The organism is Paraburkholderia tropica (assembly GCF_014171495.1).
Classification (GTDB): Bacteria; Pseudomonadota; Gammaproteobacteria; order Burkholderiales; family Burkholderiaceae; genus Paraburkholderia; species Paraburkholderia tropica.
The window spans coordinates 1,569,519-1,586,362 of sequence record NZ_CP049135.1 but is presented as its reverse complement, the minus strand read 5'-3'; the positions used below and the strand labels follow the sequence as shown (position 1 = coordinate 1,586,362).

8 protein-coding genes are annotated in these 16,844 nt (G+C 67.0%); 5 read left to right on the top strand and 3 right to left on the bottom strand.

What is annotated here, in order from left to right:
* Positions 1-25 precede the first annotated feature (25 nt).
* Both G5S35_RS21875 and G5S35_RS21870 read right to left on the bottom strand, forming a co-directional pair.
* Positions 26-3,871, bottom strand: a complete 3,846-nt coding sequence (locus G5S35_RS21875; RefSeq protein ID WP_183039001.1) for a DUF748 domain-containing protein — start codon at positions 3,869-3,871, stop codon at positions 26-28.
* A gap of 334 nt (positions 3,872-4,205) precedes the next feature.
* Complete coding sequence (locus G5S35_RS21870; RefSeq protein ID WP_065065328.1) at positions 4,206-5,639, bottom strand: DUF1254 domain-containing protein; 1,434 nt, start codon at positions 5,637-5,639, stop codon at positions 4,206-4,208.
* 287 nt (positions 5,640-5,926) lie between these two features.
* Between G5S35_RS21870 and G5S35_RS21865 the strand changes: the two genes are divergently transcribed.
* The gene (locus G5S35_RS21865) at positions 5,927-8,527 is read left to right on the top strand and encodes a heavy metal translocating P-type ATPase (RefSeq protein WP_074980973.1); all 2,601 of its coding nucleotides are present in this window, start codon (positions 5,927-5,929) and stop codon (positions 8,525-8,527) included.
* 415 nt (positions 8,528-8,942) lie between these two features.
* On the top strand, positions 8,943-10,973 hold the full coding sequence (locus G5S35_RS21860; protein ID WP_074980975.1) for a methyl-accepting chemotaxis protein: 2,031 nt from the start codon (positions 8,943-8,945) through the stop codon (positions 10,971-10,973).
* A gap of 165 nt (positions 10,974-11,138) precedes the next feature.
* On the opposite strand, the gene G5S35_RS21855 is transcribed toward G5S35_RS21860, so the two are convergent.
* The gene (locus tag G5S35_RS21855; protein WP_110325679.1) at positions 11,139-12,020 is read right to left on the bottom strand and encodes a peptidylprolyl isomerase; all 882 of its coding nucleotides are present in this window, start codon (positions 12,018-12,020) and stop codon (positions 11,139-11,141) included.
* Between the two features lie 696 nt (positions 12,021-12,716).
* Between G5S35_RS21855 and G5S35_RS21850 the strand changes: the two genes are divergently transcribed.
* The 3 genes from G5S35_RS21850 (at position 12,717) to G5S35_RS21840 (ending at position 16,832) form a co-directional block, all read left to right on the top strand.
* Positions 12,717-13,763, top strand: coding sequence for a HoxN/HupN/NixA family nickel/cobalt transporter (locus tag G5S35_RS21850; RefSeq protein ID WP_065065356.1), 1,047 nt, complete (start codon positions 12,717-12,719; stop codon positions 13,761-13,763).
* Positions 13,764-13,926: 163 nt separating this feature from the next.
* Positions 13,927-15,045, top strand: a complete 1,119-nt coding sequence (locus G5S35_RS21845; RefSeq protein ID WP_110325681.1) for a hydrogenase small subunit — start codon at positions 13,927-13,929, stop codon at positions 15,043-15,045.
* Positions 15,042-16,832, top strand: a complete 1,791-nt coding sequence (locus G5S35_RS21840; RefSeq protein ID WP_065065324.1) for a nickel-dependent hydrogenase large subunit — start codon at positions 15,042-15,044, stop codon at positions 16,830-16,832. Before G5S35_RS21845 ends, G5S35_RS21840 begins: the two co-directional genes overlap by 4 nt.
* Positions 16,833-16,844 lie beyond the last annotated feature (12 nt).

Genomic DNA, 16,844 nt, shown 5'->3' with positions numbered 1-16,844 from the left:
GCGCCTTTTTTGCATCGTCAGCCGCTTACTTCAGGCCGAAATCCACCCGCGTCGTCGCGCCCTTGTCGTCGATACCCTTGGCATCGAGCTTGGGCGCCACCACGAACACGCGGCTCGGATCCACCTTGCCCTCGAAATACTGCTGCACCGCCTGCGCGCGCCGCTGCGCCAGATCGCGCAGCGTCGCGTCGTCCACGGGCGCGTGTTCGGCGAGCGCCTGCTTCATGTCGTCCTCGGGCAAGCTCTTGGTCAGGCCGATCATGTTGCGCGGCTTCTTGAAGTCGCCCGACTTATAGGCCTTCTCGAGATACTTGTTGTACTCCTTCGGATCGACCTTCACTGCCGAGGTGTCCACGCTTTCGCCGTTGCCCACGGTGTCCTTCACCTTCTGCTGACGCACGAGACGATCCACGTATTGCTCGCGCAGCGCAGGCGTATCCACGGCCGGATCGACGCGGCCGATCAGATCGATCTTGATCGACGGCTTGTCGTCGAGCGCCTTGGCGATGGTGTCGAGCTTCTTCGTATCGGCGTCGGTGAGCGTCGCCGTGCCCGGCGCGAATTCCACATAACCGAGTTCTTCGCCGCTGCCGCCGAACGCATTCGCGAGCAGCGAGAACGGCGCGGTCACGGCCTTTGCGATCAGGTTCAGCACCGCTTTCCAGATCAGCCCGCCAATGCTGAACTCCGGATTCGAGAGCGAACCCGACACCGGAATGTTCACGTCGATTTCGCCGCGACGGTTCTTCAGCAGCGAGATCGCGAGGCGCACCGGCAGCTTCGTCGCCGTGTCGTTGTCGACGTGATCGCCGAACGTCAACTGGTCGATGAAGATGTGGTTGTTCGCCGTGAGCTGATCGTCGGCGAGCTGATAGTGCAGGTCGACGTTGAGCTTGCCCTTCGTGATCGGATAGCCCGCGTACTTCGCGGAGTACGGCGTGAGATTGGTCAGTTCGATGTCGTGCGCGCTCGCGGTGAGATCGAGCGACGGCTTGGCGATCAGCGGATTCACCGTACCCTTGATCGTGATCGGACCGTTGGCCGCGAGCTTCGCCGAGACATCGACGGGCGCGGGCGTGGTCGACTCGGTGCCGAACGCGCCCACGGTCCCCTGGATCTGCACGAGGTCGGCGGTGTAGTTCGGCTTGATGAAGTTGTCGGTGTAGTTCACGCGGCCGTTTTGCAGCACGAGCTGGCCGAAGTGCAGGCGCACCGGATTCTTCGGCGGCTGCGCGGCCGTCACGGTCGCGCCCGCGCCCGACGCGGCGGCAGGCGCCGACGCCGTCTGCACCGGCGCGGCTGCGGGTTCGCTTGCGGCCTGCGGCGTGAGCGGCACCGGCTCGCGGCCGCCGCGCTGCGCGGCGCCGGTGTCGCGCGTGAGCGACTGCGCCTGACCGCTCTCGTGCGCCACCACGTCCTTGAGGTTCAGCTTGCCCTGCGAGTCGAGCAGGACGCGCCCGTAGAAGCCCGCGAAGGTCACGCGGCTCGCGTCGACGTCGGTGCCGCGCGCCTCGTCGTAATTCGCCTTGAGGTTCGTGAGCGCGAGCGAGCGCCAGCCCGCGAACGGGTCCGAGGTCGCCTTGTCGAGCATGCGCACGTCCACGAGCGCCGCGTCGCCGCGATAGTTCGCCCGCATCGCCTTGCCCTGCTCGACCGACAACTGCCCCTTCATGTTGAGCAGCGCGCTCGCGATCACCGCGTTCAGCTGGTTGCCGAAATACGGCTCGAACGCGGCGGCATCGAGCCGGTTCGCGTCGATCTTCAACTGCGCTTTCAGCGGCGTGGGATTCACGTTGCCGTCGAGCGCGAGCGTGCCCTTCTTGTTGACGGTCGCCTTCAACTCGATCGGCAGCGCGTGTTTCATGTCGTCGCTGATCTGCTGGACCTTGAGGTCGAGCGGCGCGATCGAGAGCTTCACGGGGCGCGGCGTGGTGCTGTCGGTGAAGTTGACCGAGCCGTCGTTCACGCTCACCGCGTCGATCTTGAAGCGCCACGTCGGGCCTTCCTGCACCGACTTCTGCGCCGCGTGAATCGCCGTGCGCTGCGGCGCGGCTTCATGCGTGGCCGCCAGCTCCATCAGATCGATCTTGCCGTTCTTCAGGCGCTCGGCGTTGACGGCCAGACCCGTGGTGTCCACCGAGGCGACCTGCGCCGTGCGCGCCGCCAGATCGACCTGGGTCAGCTGCACGGTGCCCTTCGCGAGCGCGAGCGCGGGCGCCTTCGCGCCGCGCGCGGCGACCTTCAGGGCGTCGAGCGTCAGCGTGCTCGCGCCGACCGTCACGGCGGCGGGCTGCTTCGCCCAGTTCGCGTTGACGAGCGCATCGAGGCTCAGCTTGCCGTCGACGATCTGCGCGGCCGTGACGTTGTCGATATAAGGCTGCAGCGCCGGCAGCGCGAGCGCGTTGAGCGCGATCTTCGCGTCGGCGCTTTGCGCGGCCATGCCGAAGTTGCCCGAGACCTGCGCCGTGCCGCCTTCGGGCGCGGCGAACGCGAGCGTGTAGGCGGCGGGCTGCTTCGCCGTCGACGAGAAGTTGGCAAGCGTCGCCGTGAGGTTGTTCAGGTCCAGTTGCACGGGCCGCGCGGCGGCCTCGTCGTGCACATGCACCGTGCCGCCCGTGAGTGCGAACTGGCGAATCGAGAGGTCGAGCGGCGGCGCTTTTTCGGCGGGCGCGGCCGGAGTGCTCGCGGTAGCCTGTGCGCCGGACGCCGACGACGCCGACGCCGACGCCGCAACCGGCGGCATCGCCGCGACGCCCGCCGACGCGCCGCTCGCGGCGGCGGCAGCTTCGGCCTTCGCGGCAGGCGCGTTGGCGAGCTTTTCGAAGCTCAGCACGCCGGCCTTGTCGCGCGCGACCCAGACCGTTGGCGCATCGATCTTGATCTGGTCGAAGCGATAGCTGTTGCTGAACGGTTCGAGCGAATTCGCCGCCACGTGCAGGCTGCGCGCGTTGAGTAGCGGCGCGCCCGCGTTGTCGCTGGCATCGATGTCGTTCAGGTCCGTCGTGCCCGAGACGCGCAGCGTGGGCTTTTCGCCCGACATCACGAAATCGAGCTTCAGATTGGTCGAGAGCTTGCCGCTCTTGAGCGTGACCGGCAGCTTCGACGGCGCGTACGTGAGCAGCTTCGGCACGTCAAGATCGGCGAGATGCAGTTCGACTTCCGACTCGCGCGAAACGGCGAACGGCTTGGTCTTGCCGTCAATGGCGAGCGTGCTCGCGCCGTCGATGCGCGCGCGCAGCATCGGCTGCACGAAGATATCGGTCTTGGAAGGCAGCGTGGCGATGAACGGAATGCCCAGCGTCCAGCGGTCGATCACGTGCTTCTCGTTGAGCAGGCGGTCGTCGAACGTGATCTGGCCGTTCTCCACGCGGATATTCGAGACGGAGAACTCGGCGGGCTTGCTGCTCGGCTTGTCGGACGGCTTCGAGAACTTGTCGATCAGATCGGAGAAGTTGAAGCGCTGCGCGTCGAGCCGCACGATGGTCGCGCGCGGCGAGTCGAGCCGCACTTCGTCGACGATCGGCGCGAGGCGGAACAGCGACGACCACGACGGCTTCACCACGAGCCGTTCGACGTCGAAGAAGTCGCCCTGGCCGCCGCGCTCGCCGATATGCACGCGATCGGCTTCGAGCCGCAGCGTGTACGGATTGAGCCCGATGCGGCCGATCGTGACGGGGCGGTCGAGCTGCTTGCTCAACTGCTGTTCGGCGATGTGGCGGATCAGCGGCGGCGCGGCGAAGAAACCGAGCAGGCCGAACACCACGAGGAAGATCAGGACGCCCGTGAGGATGCGTCGTGTGCGGGGCGCGCGCGCGACGGCGCGTACCGATTGCAGGGAAGTCGTCAGCGATGCTTTGTTGATGCTTGCCATGCTTGCTGGCCAATGACGCGACAGTACGTTGTCGCAGAGTGAAAGACTGGGGCGTTTTGTCGGAAAAGTCCGACAGCCGGAAGTATAGGCCCGATGCCGTTTTGCGCGGCAGTAAAACGCCCGGCGTCATGGGCTTCGCAGCCGGCGCGCGATGACGCGGCGGCACATCCGCGCGCGCGGCGACCCGCGTGGTGAGCGGTTTGCTGGCGTCGGCGCGCGCGGTGGCGGCGCATGTCCGTCAGGCGCACGGCATCCGCTCCGACAAAAAAACAGCGGCGCACATCCGGGGAGGATGGCGCCGCCGCTCTATGCGCGTTTCATCGACGCGTCGATGTCACTGACGCTCGACCGCGGGCGGTTGCCACGAGCCGTCGGTGGCTTGCGGTTTCGGTGCGTACAGACGCAGCACGAGGCGGAAATCGCCCTTCGGCACCGGCACCCAGTTGGCGCCGCCGCGCGGACGCTCGGCGCTCACGTGCACGTCGAGCGAGCCGTCGCGGTTGCGGCGCGCGCCGTTGCGGTCGCCGAACGCGACGCGCACCGGGCCGTCGCTGTCGAGCGCGCCGTCGGTCGTGTAGGCCGTGATCGACCAGAAGCCGCGCACCGGCGGCAGTTGCTTCGCGGTGAAGTGGATCACGTAGCGGTTCGCGCCGTTGAGCGTGTGGCCGTCGCTGTCCTGGGCGACGCGCGCGCGCACTTCGTCGAGGCTCGTCGGCAGACCCGGCGAGGTGTAGGCCGCGTAGGCGCGCAGCGCGTAGTCGGGGCCGTAGTTGCCCGCGTCGTCGCCGATCCAGAGCCAGCCGTTGCCCGCCAGCAGATTCGCGGGCGGCGTGGCGACGCGCGCGCGGCCGTCCTCGAAACCGGCCGCGACGAGCGCGGCGTCCTTCGAACCGGACGGCAGTTGCGCCGTCTCGCCCGCGTGCACGCCGATGTCACCGAGAATCTTGATCGCGTGCGGATCGTCCGGCATCGACGGGTTGTCGTCGATCGCCTGCGCGAGACGCGTGAAGAAGCCGTTGGCGTCGAGCGCCGCGACCTGCGCGCCCGGCGCGCCCGTGGCGACAGGGTCGCCGCTCAGGCCCGCGCCCGAGGACGCATCGGCTTGCGCGCCGCGCTTGCCGTGTTCGTCCCAGGCCGACAGCGGCGCGACGCGGATGCCGCGTTGCAGGCGGCGCACCGCCGCGATATCGCCGCCGCCGCGCGTCTGGATGCGCGCGAGGAACCAGACGTAGCGCGTGCTCACTTCGATGCGCTTCACGCGCGCGGGCAGCGTGCCTTGCCAGCCGGCCGGCACGAACGCAATCGTTTGCGCCTTCTGACCGGCAACGCGTTCCTTCGGCGGCGCGGCCGTCGACCAGACCACATTGGTCCACATGTCGAGCGCACGGGCGTCCATATAGCGGCCGTGGGTGTCGGGCAGCGCGACGATGACCGGCTCGCGGCTCACGTCGAACCAGCCGGACGAGGCCAGCGTGTCGAGATTCGGCTCGGGCGGGCTGGAGGCGCCGACGGGCGGCAGCGATTGCGCGTGGCGCAGCGTGTTCGTCTCGGCCTGGCCGGGCGCGCTGCCGGTGGCGGCTTCACGCGAGACGTCCATCAGCACGAGCGGATAGCCGAACACGTAGGAATCCGACACCTCGTCCTTGACCCAGCCATTGCTCCTGGGCGCGACGCCCGCGGGCGCGGACGCGCAACCGGCAATCAGCGCAATCCCCGCCAGCGCGGCGCAGGTGCGGAAAAAGGGAAACTCTCGGCGTTTTCTTTTCATTTCTATATAGGTGCGAAGCAGGGGCGGTCCATGAAGTGACGTCGACCGGCTTCCGACGCGGCGCGCGGCCCCCCCAGGGCCGTGGTCTCGTGCGCGCAGCAAGGTGCCAATGCCGCCGGGTGGTATCGTATCGCCCGCGCCTTGCCGTGAAAAGTCTGACGGAAGTAAATCTGCTTTACCCGGCGTGAGGGGGATCGAAAGAGCCCTTGACCTTCCCATCATGGGAACGTAGATACTGCGTGAAGTCGAATCGTCATTGCGCGCGTTCACGTTCGCGCCCCAACATCATGAACGAACCTCTCGTTGCCGACAGCGCCGCCGCCAGCCGCGTCGCCGAGCTTGAAATTCACGGCATGACCTGCGCCTCGTGCGCGATGCGCGTGGAAAAAGCGCTCGCGAAAGTGCCGGGCGTCACACGCGCGTCGGTGAATCTCGCGACGGAAAAAGCCACCGTCGAAGCCAATGCCGACGCCGAAGGCGCTCAGGTTGCCGCCTCGGCCTTCGTCGATCGCCTCGTGGCCGCCGTCGAAAAAGCCGGCTACGAAGCCGCGCCTATTGTCGACGAAAATCTCGCATCGGCCGATAACGGCGCCGATTCCCCGGCAATCGCGCATTTCGCCATCGGCGGCATGACCTGCGCCGCCTGTTCGAACCGCGTCGAGAAAGTGTTGGCGAAAGTGCCGGGCGTGGCGAGCGTCAGCGTGAATCTGGCGACCGAGGAAGCCGCCGTCACGCTGAACGGGCCGCTTTCGGGCCAGATGAGCGATCAACTCGTCGCCGTCGTGAAAAAGGCCGGCTACGAGGCCACGCCGATCGTCAAGGACGCGCCCGCCGGGTCCGCGGCTCACGCCGCCACGGATTCGGCCGCCCACGGCGGCGCGCCGTCACGCGCCGCGGCCGCCGAAGACGCCGCGCGCCGCGAACTGCGCGCCGTGCTGATCGCCGCCGTGCTCACCGCCCCGCTCGTCGTGCCGATGTTCGGCCACTGGCTCGGCCTGCACTGGATGCTGCCCGCCGCCGCCCAGCTCGTGCTCGCGTCGATCGTCCAGTTCGGCTTTGGCGCGCGCTTCTATCGCGCCGCCTGGAAGGCCGTGCGCGCGGGCGCGGGCAACATGGATCTGCTGGTCGCGCTCGGCACTTCGGCCGCGTGGGGCGTCAGCGTCTACGCGATGCTCGCGCATCCGGGCGACACCGCGCATCTCTATTTCGAAGCCTCGGCGGTCGTGATCACGCTGGTGCGCTTCGGCAAGTGGCTCGAAGCGCGCGCCAAGCGCCAGACCACCGACGCGATCCGCGCCCTCAACGCGCTGCGCCCCGAACGCGCGCGTCTGCGCGAGAACGGCGCGGAGCGCGACGTACCGCTCGCGCAGGTGCGCGTGGGCGCGATCGTGGTCGTGCGGCCGGGCGAGCGCCTGCCGACCGACGGCGTCGTGCTCGAGGGCCGCAGTCATGTCGACGAATCGCTGATCACCGGCGAAAGCCTGCCGGTGCCGAAGGAGCCCGGCGAGCCCGTCACCGCCGGTTCGATCAACGGCGAAGGGCTGATCGCGGTGCGCACGACGAAAATCGGCGCGGAAACCACGCTCGCGCGCATCATCCGTCTCGTTGAAAGCGCGCAGGCGGAAAAGGCGCCGATCCAGCGTCTCGTCGACCGCGTAAGCGCCGTGTTCGTGCCCGCGATCCTCGTGATCGCCGCGATCACGCTGGGCGGCTGGCTGCTCGCGGGCGCGTCCGCCGAAACCGCGATTCTCAACGCGGTCGCCGTGCTGGTGATCGCCTGTCCGTGCGCGCTCGGGCTCGCCACGCCCGCCGCGATCATGGCGGGCACCGGCGTGGCCGCGCGTCACGGCGTGCTGATCAAGGACGCTGAAGCGCTCGAAACGGCGCACAACGTCGGCGTGGTCGCCTTCGACAAGACCGGCACGCTCACGCTCGGTCAGCCCTCGCTGACGGCGTTCGAGCCCGCCGGCGGCTTCGTGCGCAACAAGACGCTCGCGCTCGCCGCCGCCGTGCAGCAGCACAGCGATCATCCGCTTGCGAAGGCCGTGGTGAAGGCCTACGACGACGCCTCGCAGGGCGCGCCGCTGCCCGCCGCCGCCGACGCGCGCGCGGTGCCCGGACGCGGCGTGCAGGCGCAGGTCGAAGGCTGGCAGCTCGCCATCGGCAGCGCGCGCTGGGTCGCGGAACTCGCGCTCGACGTGCCGTCCGCGCTCGCGGCGCGCGCCACGGCGCTGGAAGCCGAAGGCAACACGATTTCGTGGTTGATCGGGACGCAGTCCGGCGCAGAGCCAAACGCGAAAACCAACGCAAAACCCGACACCGTGCTCGCCCTGCTCGCATTCGGCGACACCGTGAAGCCGACCGCGCGCGACGCCATCGCGCGTCTGAAGTCGATGGGCATCCGCAGCGTGCTCGTGACCGGCGACAACGCGGGCAGCGCTCATGCCGTGGCCGCCGAACTGGGCATCGACGAAGTCCACGCGCAGGTCCTGCCCGACGACAAGGCGCGCACGATCCGCGACCTCAAGATTCGCAGCGGCGCGATCGTCGCGATGGTCGGCGACGGCATCAACGATGCGCCCGCGCTGGCCGCCGCCGACATCGGCATCGCCATGGCCACCGGCACCGACGTGGCGATGAACGCCGCCGGCATCACGCTGATGCGCGGCGACCCGGCGCTCGTCGCCGCCGCGATCGACATCTCGCGGCGCACGTGGCGCAAGATCCAGCAGAACCTGTTCTGGGCCTTCGTCTACAACCTGATCGGGATTCCGCTCGCCGCTTTCGGGCTGCTCAATCCGATGCTCGCAGGCGCGGCGATGGCGTTCTCCAGCGTGAGCGTCGTGACCAATGCGCTGCTGCTGCGCACCTGGCGCGACAAACGCTAAAGCGCCCGCCTCAGCGCACGATCCTTTTTCAAACACATTGTTCAAACTGCGCGCGCGACGGTCACCGCCGTCGCGCGCTTTTTTGTTGCGCCATGCATTCCCATCTATTGCGCGGATCGGAATGCATTATTTTCGTGTGCGAAGTATTGAGTGCATGCTGCTAACGCGTGGCTAACGCGCAATTATTGCGGTTGATGCATCGTACGCACGCGCGCCGCGAGCGCTATTCATCTGAAGATATAACGCAAAAATCGCGATGTATCGCGGATTTTCTTGTCTGTGCCGCGCGTTTCGTTGCATCGCCGCACATTTTTTCGCGTACCCCTCAAGGATTCACGAAGCTGGCCGTAAATCGTTTGCCAGCGCTTCGAAAGCGCCCGGTCCCTCCGCATTATTCTTTTCAGGAACCGCTTCAATGATTCCATCCGTCCAGCGACGCACGAGCGTCGGCGTGCGGCTCGCGCTACTTTCGTGCGTGCTCGTCGCCGCGATCTTCGCGGCCTTCACATGGGCGCTCACGAACAGCGCCGCCAACCAGGTCGGCGACCAGGTGCGCGCGCGCATCGCCGAGAAAGACCATTCGGTCGCCTCGACGATCGCCCTCATCGACAGCGCACTCGACGCCGAAGTCGACCGCTCGATGTCGCTCTTCGCGAGCTTCCTGCCCGGCGAGTTCGCGCTCGATCCCGCGCAGACCGTCGACATCAACGGCAAGGCCACGCCGACCTTCAAGGTCGGCGACCACGTGCTGAATCTCGACTTCTCGATCCCCGATCAATTCCTCGCACGCAGCGGCGCCATCGCGACCGTGTTCGCGCGCAGCGGCGACGACTTCGTGCGCGTGACGACCTCGCTCAAGAAGCAGGACGGCTCGCGCGCGATCGGCACGCTGCTCGACCGCAAGGGTCCGGCTTACGAGCCGATCGTCGGCGGACGCAGCTACGCGGGCCTCGCGCAACTGTTCGGCAAGCAATACATCACCGAATACCGGCCGATCACGGACGCCGGCGGCAAGGTGATCGGCGCGCTGTTCGTGGGCGTGGACGTCGACAAGCAGATCGACGCGATCAAGTCGGAAATCGGCAAGCTCAAGCTCGGCCAGACCGGCTATTACTTCGTGCTGGATGCGTCGAACGGCGCCACGCGCGGCAATTTCATCGTCCATCCGGCCGACGCGGGCAAGCATTACGACGACGCCAACGCGCCCTACACGCGCATGCTCGAAGCCGGCGAAGGCACCTTCGAGTTCACGGGCGCGGACGCCTCGCTCGGCGAGCGCGACTCACGCGCGAAACTGGTCTCGTTCGTGAGCGCGCCGCAATGGCAATGGCTCGTGGGCGGCGTGGTGCCGCGCGACGAGATCATGGCCGAAGTGAACGCCACGCGTAACCGCTTCGCCGCGATCGGCTTCGTGCTCGTGGTGCTGTTCGCCGCGCTTTCGATCTACGCCGCGCGCCGCATGGTGAGCCAGCCGCTCGACGCCGCCGCGCACGCCGCCGGCCGGCTCGCGGCGGGCGACCTCACGGTGCGCATCGGCGCGTCGCTCGATCCGCGCGGCGCGCAGTCGATGCAAGCATCATCCGTATCATCCCCCTCGCTCGACGACGCGCAGAACCAGGGCGCTGACGAAATCGGCCGCCTCACGCGCGCGATCGACGGCATCGGCGTGGGGCTCGCGCAGATCGTCTCGCAGGTGCGCAGCGCGAGCGCGCAAATGAGCGACGGCACCTCGCGCATCGCCCAGGGCAGCGGCGAGATCGCCGAACGGATCGCGAGTCAGGCGAGCAGCCTCGAAGAAACGGCCGCGAGCATGGAAGAGATCACCTCGACCGTGCAGCAGAACGCCGACCACGCACAACGCGCCAACACCGTGGTGACGGGCGCCGCCGAGGCCGCGCTCGAAGGCGGCCGCGCCGTCGAACGCGTGGTGGCGACGATGCAGGACATCAGCCGCGCCTCGCAGAAGATCGGCGACATCACGAGCGTGATCGACGGCATCGCGTTCCAGACCAACATCCTCGCGCTCAACGCCGCCGTGGAAGCGGCGCGCGCGGGCGAGCACGGCAAGGGCTTCGCCGTGGTGGCGAGCGAGGTGCGCGCGCTCGCGCAGCGCAGCGCGGCAGCGGCCAAGGAGATCGCGGAACTGATCACCGAATCGACCTCGACCGTCGATACCGGCTACCGTATCGCGGGCGAAGCGAGCACGACGATGCGCGCGATCGTCACGCGCGTGGAAGAGGTGCGCTCGATCATCGCCGAGATCAGCGTAGCCTCGCGCGAACAGTCGGGCGGCATCGAGCAGGTGAACATCGCGGTCTCGCAGATCGGCGAGGCCACGCAGCAAAATGCCGTGCTGGTCGGCGACGCCGAGCGCGCCGCCGCCGCTTTGTCCGAACAGGCCGCGACGCTCGCGGAACTCGTGAGCGTGTTCAAGGTGCGCGGCTAGGCAAAAGTTGGTGCGCTTCGGCGCGCGGGCCGCAACGAAAAAGCCGGACGGCGCATGGCGCGCCGTCCGGCTTTTTTTATCGACTGCGAATTTTGGAATACGAAATTCGGCATGCGAAGTTGGCCGCGAATATGGCCGCAAAGCACGCGGCTTCGCGCAAAGGTTTTAACGCACGATGGTCGCGCGGCTCGCGAGCGACTGCACGCGCTGGTTCACAGCGGCGTCCAGCGCTTCGGCCTTCAGTTGACGACGGATTTCGTCCTTCACTTCGGCGTAGCTCTGCACCTTCATCGGACGCTTGTCCTGCAGCTTGACGACGACCCACGCGTCGTCCGACTTGACCGGCTGCGGCGCGACGCCGCCCACCTGCAACTGCGCGAGGGCTTGCGCGACGTCCGTCGGCACGCCGCGCGTCTTGCCGTCGACCACGGGCGTCTTGAAGCTCACCCACGGCATCTGGCCGCCGTTCGCCTTCGACGGCGCCAGGCTGACCTGCTTCGCCACGGCGTCGAACGTCTGCCCTGCCTTCAATTGCGCGATCGCGTTTTGCGCTGCGGCCTGATCGGCAACGACGATCAGTTGCGGCTTGAACTCGTACTGGCCGAGTTCGGCGTTCACGGTGGTGTACCGCGCCTTGATCTGGCGCTCGGTCGGATCGGCGGCGCGCACGTTCGCTTCGAGCCACGCGCGGATCGCCATGTCGGTCTTCTCGGCCTCGGGCGCCTGGGCGACTTCCGGGCGCTTGTCGAAGTGGTCGTGGACGGCTTGCTGACGCAGCAGTTCGCGGGCGATCAGACCGTCGCGCAGCGCTGCGCGCAGTTGCGGCGCGTCGGGTGCGCCGTTGGCGGTGACCTTGCGGACGGTGTCGTCGAGCGCGGACTGAGGAATGGCCACGCCGTTGACGACGGCGACCGCGCCGGCCGGCAGCGCCGCCGACTGCGACGTCGCGCCGGATTCGCCGGCCGCGTGGGTGAGCGTGGGCAGCACGGTGCTGACAGCCACGGAAGCGAATGCGGTCACGCACAGCGTGCGGATCAGGTGGGACATGCGGATCACTGCGGGGAACTCCAAGGTTTGAATGCGTGTGCGCTTCGCGGCGGAAGGCCAATCGAGGGAATCTAGCGGAACTTCGCTCAGGAATGCGTCAGCAAGTGTCAAAGCTAAAAAGTAGTCACCCGGGATGTGACTTAGGTCAGCACATGAATGGAGCTGCTGAGGTGGCTTACTGAGTGTCCGTTGCGAGGAATCGCTGCCAGATCAACGGCCTGGCAGAGATGCAGACAGCTTGTCCACAGGGCTGCCAACAATTTCTGTGGACAAGATGGTGCCTGTTTTTGCGGCACACGGCGGGGTGTGCCAAAACGGGGCATCGCGGGGGAAAACGCTTATTCATCAGCAAGTTGGCGCACTCACCCCAAGGTTACTCACAGGGCTATCAACGAAAACTGTGGAAAACTTTGGGGTGCTGCGCAGGGGCTGCGAAGCGGCGGCGAAGTTCGCGCCAGACTTTCGGCGAGCACCGCACACGCCGGCGAATCCATCCGCTCACACTGTCCGCTCATCATCCTCCGGCACCCCGCCAAAATCCGCGCGCATCGCCCCCCTTGCGCCCGATCAACCATCACGCAAAACCCGCGCTCGCAATCACTCGATGCTGTTACCGTGCGCGCTCAATTTCGCCTGAGCGCCGATTCGCCAACGCGCCAGGCGCCCGGCACCCCGCACCAGCCCGAGCACCGCTTCATGACGCCCGCCTCCCGGCCGCCTTTGCGCCACAAGATCGCCGCCCTCTACGCCTTCCTGCTGGCCCTGAACACGGGCGCGTGGCTGTGGGCCATCTGCGTTTTCCGCGATCATCCCGCGCTGCTCGGCACGAGCCTGCTGGCCTGGTCGCTCGGTCTGCGCCACGCGTTTGACGCCGATCACATCGCCGCCATCGACAACGTCACGCGCAAGCTCATGCAAGCCGGACAGCGTCCGCTCGAAGTCGGCCTTGCGTTCTCGCTCGGCCACTCGACGATCGTTGTCATCGCCACCATGGCGATCGCCGCGACGGCCGCCTCGTTTCAAGGTCCTCTGGAGCGCTTTCGCGACACCGGCGCGCTGATCGGCACCTGCGTTTCGGCGGCGTTCCTGTTCGCCATCGCGCTATTCAATCTGCTGATCCTGCGCTCGGTCCTGCGCACCTACCGGCGCGTACGGCGCGGCGAGGCCTGGAGCGAAGCCGATCTCGACGTGCTGCTCGCGGGCCGCGGTCTGATCGCGCGGCTGCTGCGTCCGCTCATGCGGCTCGTGACGCGCGGCTGGCATATGTATTTCCTCGGCTTCCTGTTCGGTCTGGGTTTCGACACCGCGAGCGAGATCGGCCTGCTCGGCATCGCCGCCGCGAGCGCCACGCAGGACCTGCCGATCTGGGCGATCCTCGTGTTCCCCGCGCTTTTCACCGCGGGCATGACGCTCGCCGACACCACCGACAGCCTGCTCATGCTGGGCGCCTACGGCTGGGCGCTCGACGACCCGTTGCGCAAGCTGCGCTACAACCTGTCGATGACCGCGCTCTCGGTCGTCGTGGCGGTCGTCGTGGGCGGCATCGAAGCACTCTCGCTGATCGGCCAGCGTCTCCATCTCGAAGGGGGCGTCTGGCGCGCCGCCGATACGCTCGGCGACCAGCTGGGTCTCGGCGGGTTCATCGTGGCCGGTTTGTTCGCCGCTGGCTGGCTCGCCTCGATGGCGCGCTTTCGCGCCCGATCCGGCACGCCCGCATCGCGCACGCCGGCCGGTCATTCCTGACGAATTCTGACAGTCCCGCATCTCGGCGTGCCGCTGAATAAGCCCTCACGCATCGGAATTATCCGATAGCCAATCTGAATTGACTCCGGTCAAAACAAGATGGCCACCCAGGCCAGATCATTCCATTTTTTCGCAGCCCACACGGTCCATCAAGGAGGCCATCTTGGAGACGTTCTACGACGCCATGCGCGCACAGGGTGTGACGCGGCGCAGCTTCCTGAAGTTCTGCAGTCTCACGGCCACCGCGCTCGGTCTCGGTTCGGCGTTCGTGCCGCGCATCGCACACGCGCTCGAAACCCGTCCGCGCACGCCGGTGATCTGGCTGCACGGGCTCGAATGCACGTGCTGCACCGAATCGTTCATCCGCAGCGCACACCCGCTCGCGAAGGACGCGATTCTCTCGATGATCTCGCTCGACTACGACGACACGATCATGGCCGCCGCCGGCCACCAGGCCGAGGCGATCCTCGAAGACATCCGCACGAAGTACAAGGGCAACTACATCGTCGCCGTGGAAGGCAATCCGCCGCTCAACGAAGACGGCATGTTCTGCTTCCCCGGCGGCGAGCCCTTCGTCGAAAAGCTCAAACGCGTGAGCGCCGACGCCAAGGCCGTCATCGCGTGGGGCGCGTGCGCCTCGTGGGGCTGCGTGCAGGCGGCGAAGCCCAATCCCACGCGCGCCACGCCGATCGCCGACGTGATCCTCGACAAGCCCATCGTCAAGGTGCCGGGCTGCCCGCCCATTCCTGAAGTGATGGCCGCCGTGATCACCTACATGGTCACGTTCGACCGACTGCCGCCGCTCGACCGCCAGGGCCGCCCGAAGATGTTCTACGGCCAGCGCATCCACGACAAATGCTACCGGCGTCCGCACTTCGACGCGGGCCAATTCGTCGAAAGCTGGGACGACGAAGGCGCGCGCAAGGGCTACTGCCTCTACAAGATGGGCTGCAAGGGCCCGACCACCTACAACGCCTGCTCGACGGTGCGCTGGAACGACGGCGTGTCGTTCCCGATCCAGTCGGGCCACGGCTGTCTCGGCTGCTCCGAAAACGGCTTCTGGGACAAGGGTTCCTTCTACGACCGCGTGGTCGACATCAACCAGTTCGGCATCGAGCAGAACGCCGACCGCATCGGCATGAGCGTCGCCGGCGTGGCGGGCGCGGCCATCGCCGCGCATGCGGTCGTCAGCGCGATCAAGAGCACCGTGCTCAAGCGCAACGACCTCAAGCCGCTGCACGAGATCCACGACAACAATAACCATCAGGAGCCGCGGCAATGAGCTACGCAACCCAGGGCTTCACGCTCGACAACAGCGGCCGCCGCGTGATCGTCGACCCGGTCACGCGCATCGAAGGCCACATGCGCTGCGAAGTCAATCTCGACAGCAACAACGTCATCACCAACGCGGTCTCCACGGGCACGATGTGGCGTGGTCTCGAAGTGATCCTGCGCGGTCGCGATCCGCGCGACGCGTGGGCCTTCGTCGAACGCATCTGCGGCGTCTGCACGGGCACGCACGCGCTCACGTCGGTGCGCGCGGTGGAGAACGCGCTCGGCATCGCGATTCCCGAGAATGCGAATCTCATCCGCAATCTCATGCAGGCCACGCTGTGGGTGCACGACCACCTCGTGCACTTCTATCACCTGCACGCGCTCGACTGGGTCGACGTGGTGAGCGCGCTCAACGCGGACCCGAAGCGCACCTCCGAACTCGCGCAGAGCATTTCCGACTGGCCGCTGTCCTCGCCGGGTTACTTCCGCGATCTGCAATCGCGGCTGAAGCGTTTCGTCGATTCGGGCCAGCTCGGGCCGTTCCGCAACGGCTACTGGGGCCATCCGGCCTACAAGCTGCCGCCCGAAGCCAATCTGATGGCGGTCGCACATTACCTCGAAGCGCTCGATTTCCAGAAGGAAATCGTCAAGGTGCATACGGTGTTCGGCGGCAAGAATCCGCATCCGAACTGGCTCGTCGGCGGCGTGCCCTGCGCGATCAATATCGACGACGTGGGCGCGGTCGGCGCGGTCAACATGGAGCGCCTGAATCTCGTCTCGCAGATCATCGACCGCACGATCGAATTCGTGCAGCAGGTGTATCTGCCCGACGTCGTCGCCATCGCCTCGTTCTACAAGGATTGGGCCGCGATCGGCGGCGGCATTTCGGGGCAATCGGTGCTCTCGTACGGCGACTTCCCCGACCACGCCAACGACTACGGCGACAAGAACCTGCTGGTGCCGCGCGGCGCCGTGGTGAACGGCAACTTCAACGAGATCCTGCCCGTCGATCTGCACAACCCCGAGGAAGTGCAGGAGTTCGTCGCGCACTCGTGGTATCGCTATCCGGACGGCAAGCAGGGCCTGCATCCGTTCGAGGGCGTGACGGAGCCGCATTTCGAACTGGGTGGCGCGACCAAGGGCCATCGCACGAAGATCGAGCAGATCGACGAATCGGGCAAGTATTCGTGGATCAAGGCGCCGCGCTGGCGCGGCCACGCGATGGAGGTGGGGCCGCTCGCGCGCTATCTGATCGGTTATCACCAGAATCGCGCGGACATTCGCGAGCCGGTGGACGCGCTGCTCGCGAAGCTCGGCGCGCCGGTTTCCGCGCTCAATTCCACGCTCGGCCGCACGGCGGCGCGCGCGCTCGAAGCCGACTGGGCCGCCACGAAGATGAAGTACTTCTTCGACCGCCTGATCGGCAATCTCAAAGCCGGCGACACGGCCACCGCGAACGTCGACAAATGGGAGCCCGCGTCGTGGCCCGCGCAGGTCAAGGGCGTCGGTTTCACCGAGGCGCCGCGCGGCGCGCTCGGTCACTGGATCCAGATCCGCGACACGAAGATCGACAACTACCAGTGCATCGTCCCGACCACATGGAACGGCTCGCCGCGCGACGAGCAAGGCCAGATCGGCGCGTTCGAGGCCAGCCTCATGAACACGAAGATGGCGAAGCCCGACGAGCCGCTCGAAATCCTGCGCACGCTGCACAGCTTCGACCCGTGTCTCGCCTGCTCGACGCATGTGATCGGGCCGGCGGGCGAGGAACTCGTCAACGTTCAGGTGCGCTGAGGCGCGCAAGCG

What these genes read in the sequence shown, in the direction of transcription:
- G5S35_RS21860 (WP_074980975.1), top strand. Translation starts at nt 8,943, where the DNA reads ATGATTCCATCCGTCCAGCGACGCACGAGCGTCGGCGTGCGGCTCGCG.
- G5S35_RS21865 (WP_074980973.1), top strand. Translation starts at nt 5,927, where the DNA reads ATGAACGAACCTCTCGTTGCCGACAGCGCCGCCGCCAGCCGCGTCGCC.
- G5S35_RS21850 (WP_065065356.1), top strand. Translation starts at nt 12,717, where the DNA reads ATGACGCCCGCCTCCCGGCCGCCTTTGCGCCACAAGATCGCCGCCCTC.
- G5S35_RS21840 (WP_065065324.1), top strand. Translation starts at nt 15,042, where the DNA reads ATGAGCTACGCAACCCAGGGCTTCACGCTCGACAACAGCGGCCGCCGC.
- G5S35_RS21875 (WP_183039001.1), bottom strand. Translation starts at nt 3,871, where the DNA reads ATGGCAAGCATCAACAAAGCATCGCTGACGACTTCCCTGCAATCGGTA.
- G5S35_RS21855 (WP_110325679.1), bottom strand. Translation starts at nt 12,020, where the DNA reads ATGTCCCACCTGATCCGCACGCTGTGCGTGACCGCATTCGCTTCCGTG.
- G5S35_RS21870 (WP_065065328.1), bottom strand. Translation starts at nt 5,639, where the DNA reads ATGAAAAGAAAACGCCGAGAGTTTCCCTTTTTCCGCACCTGCGCCGCG.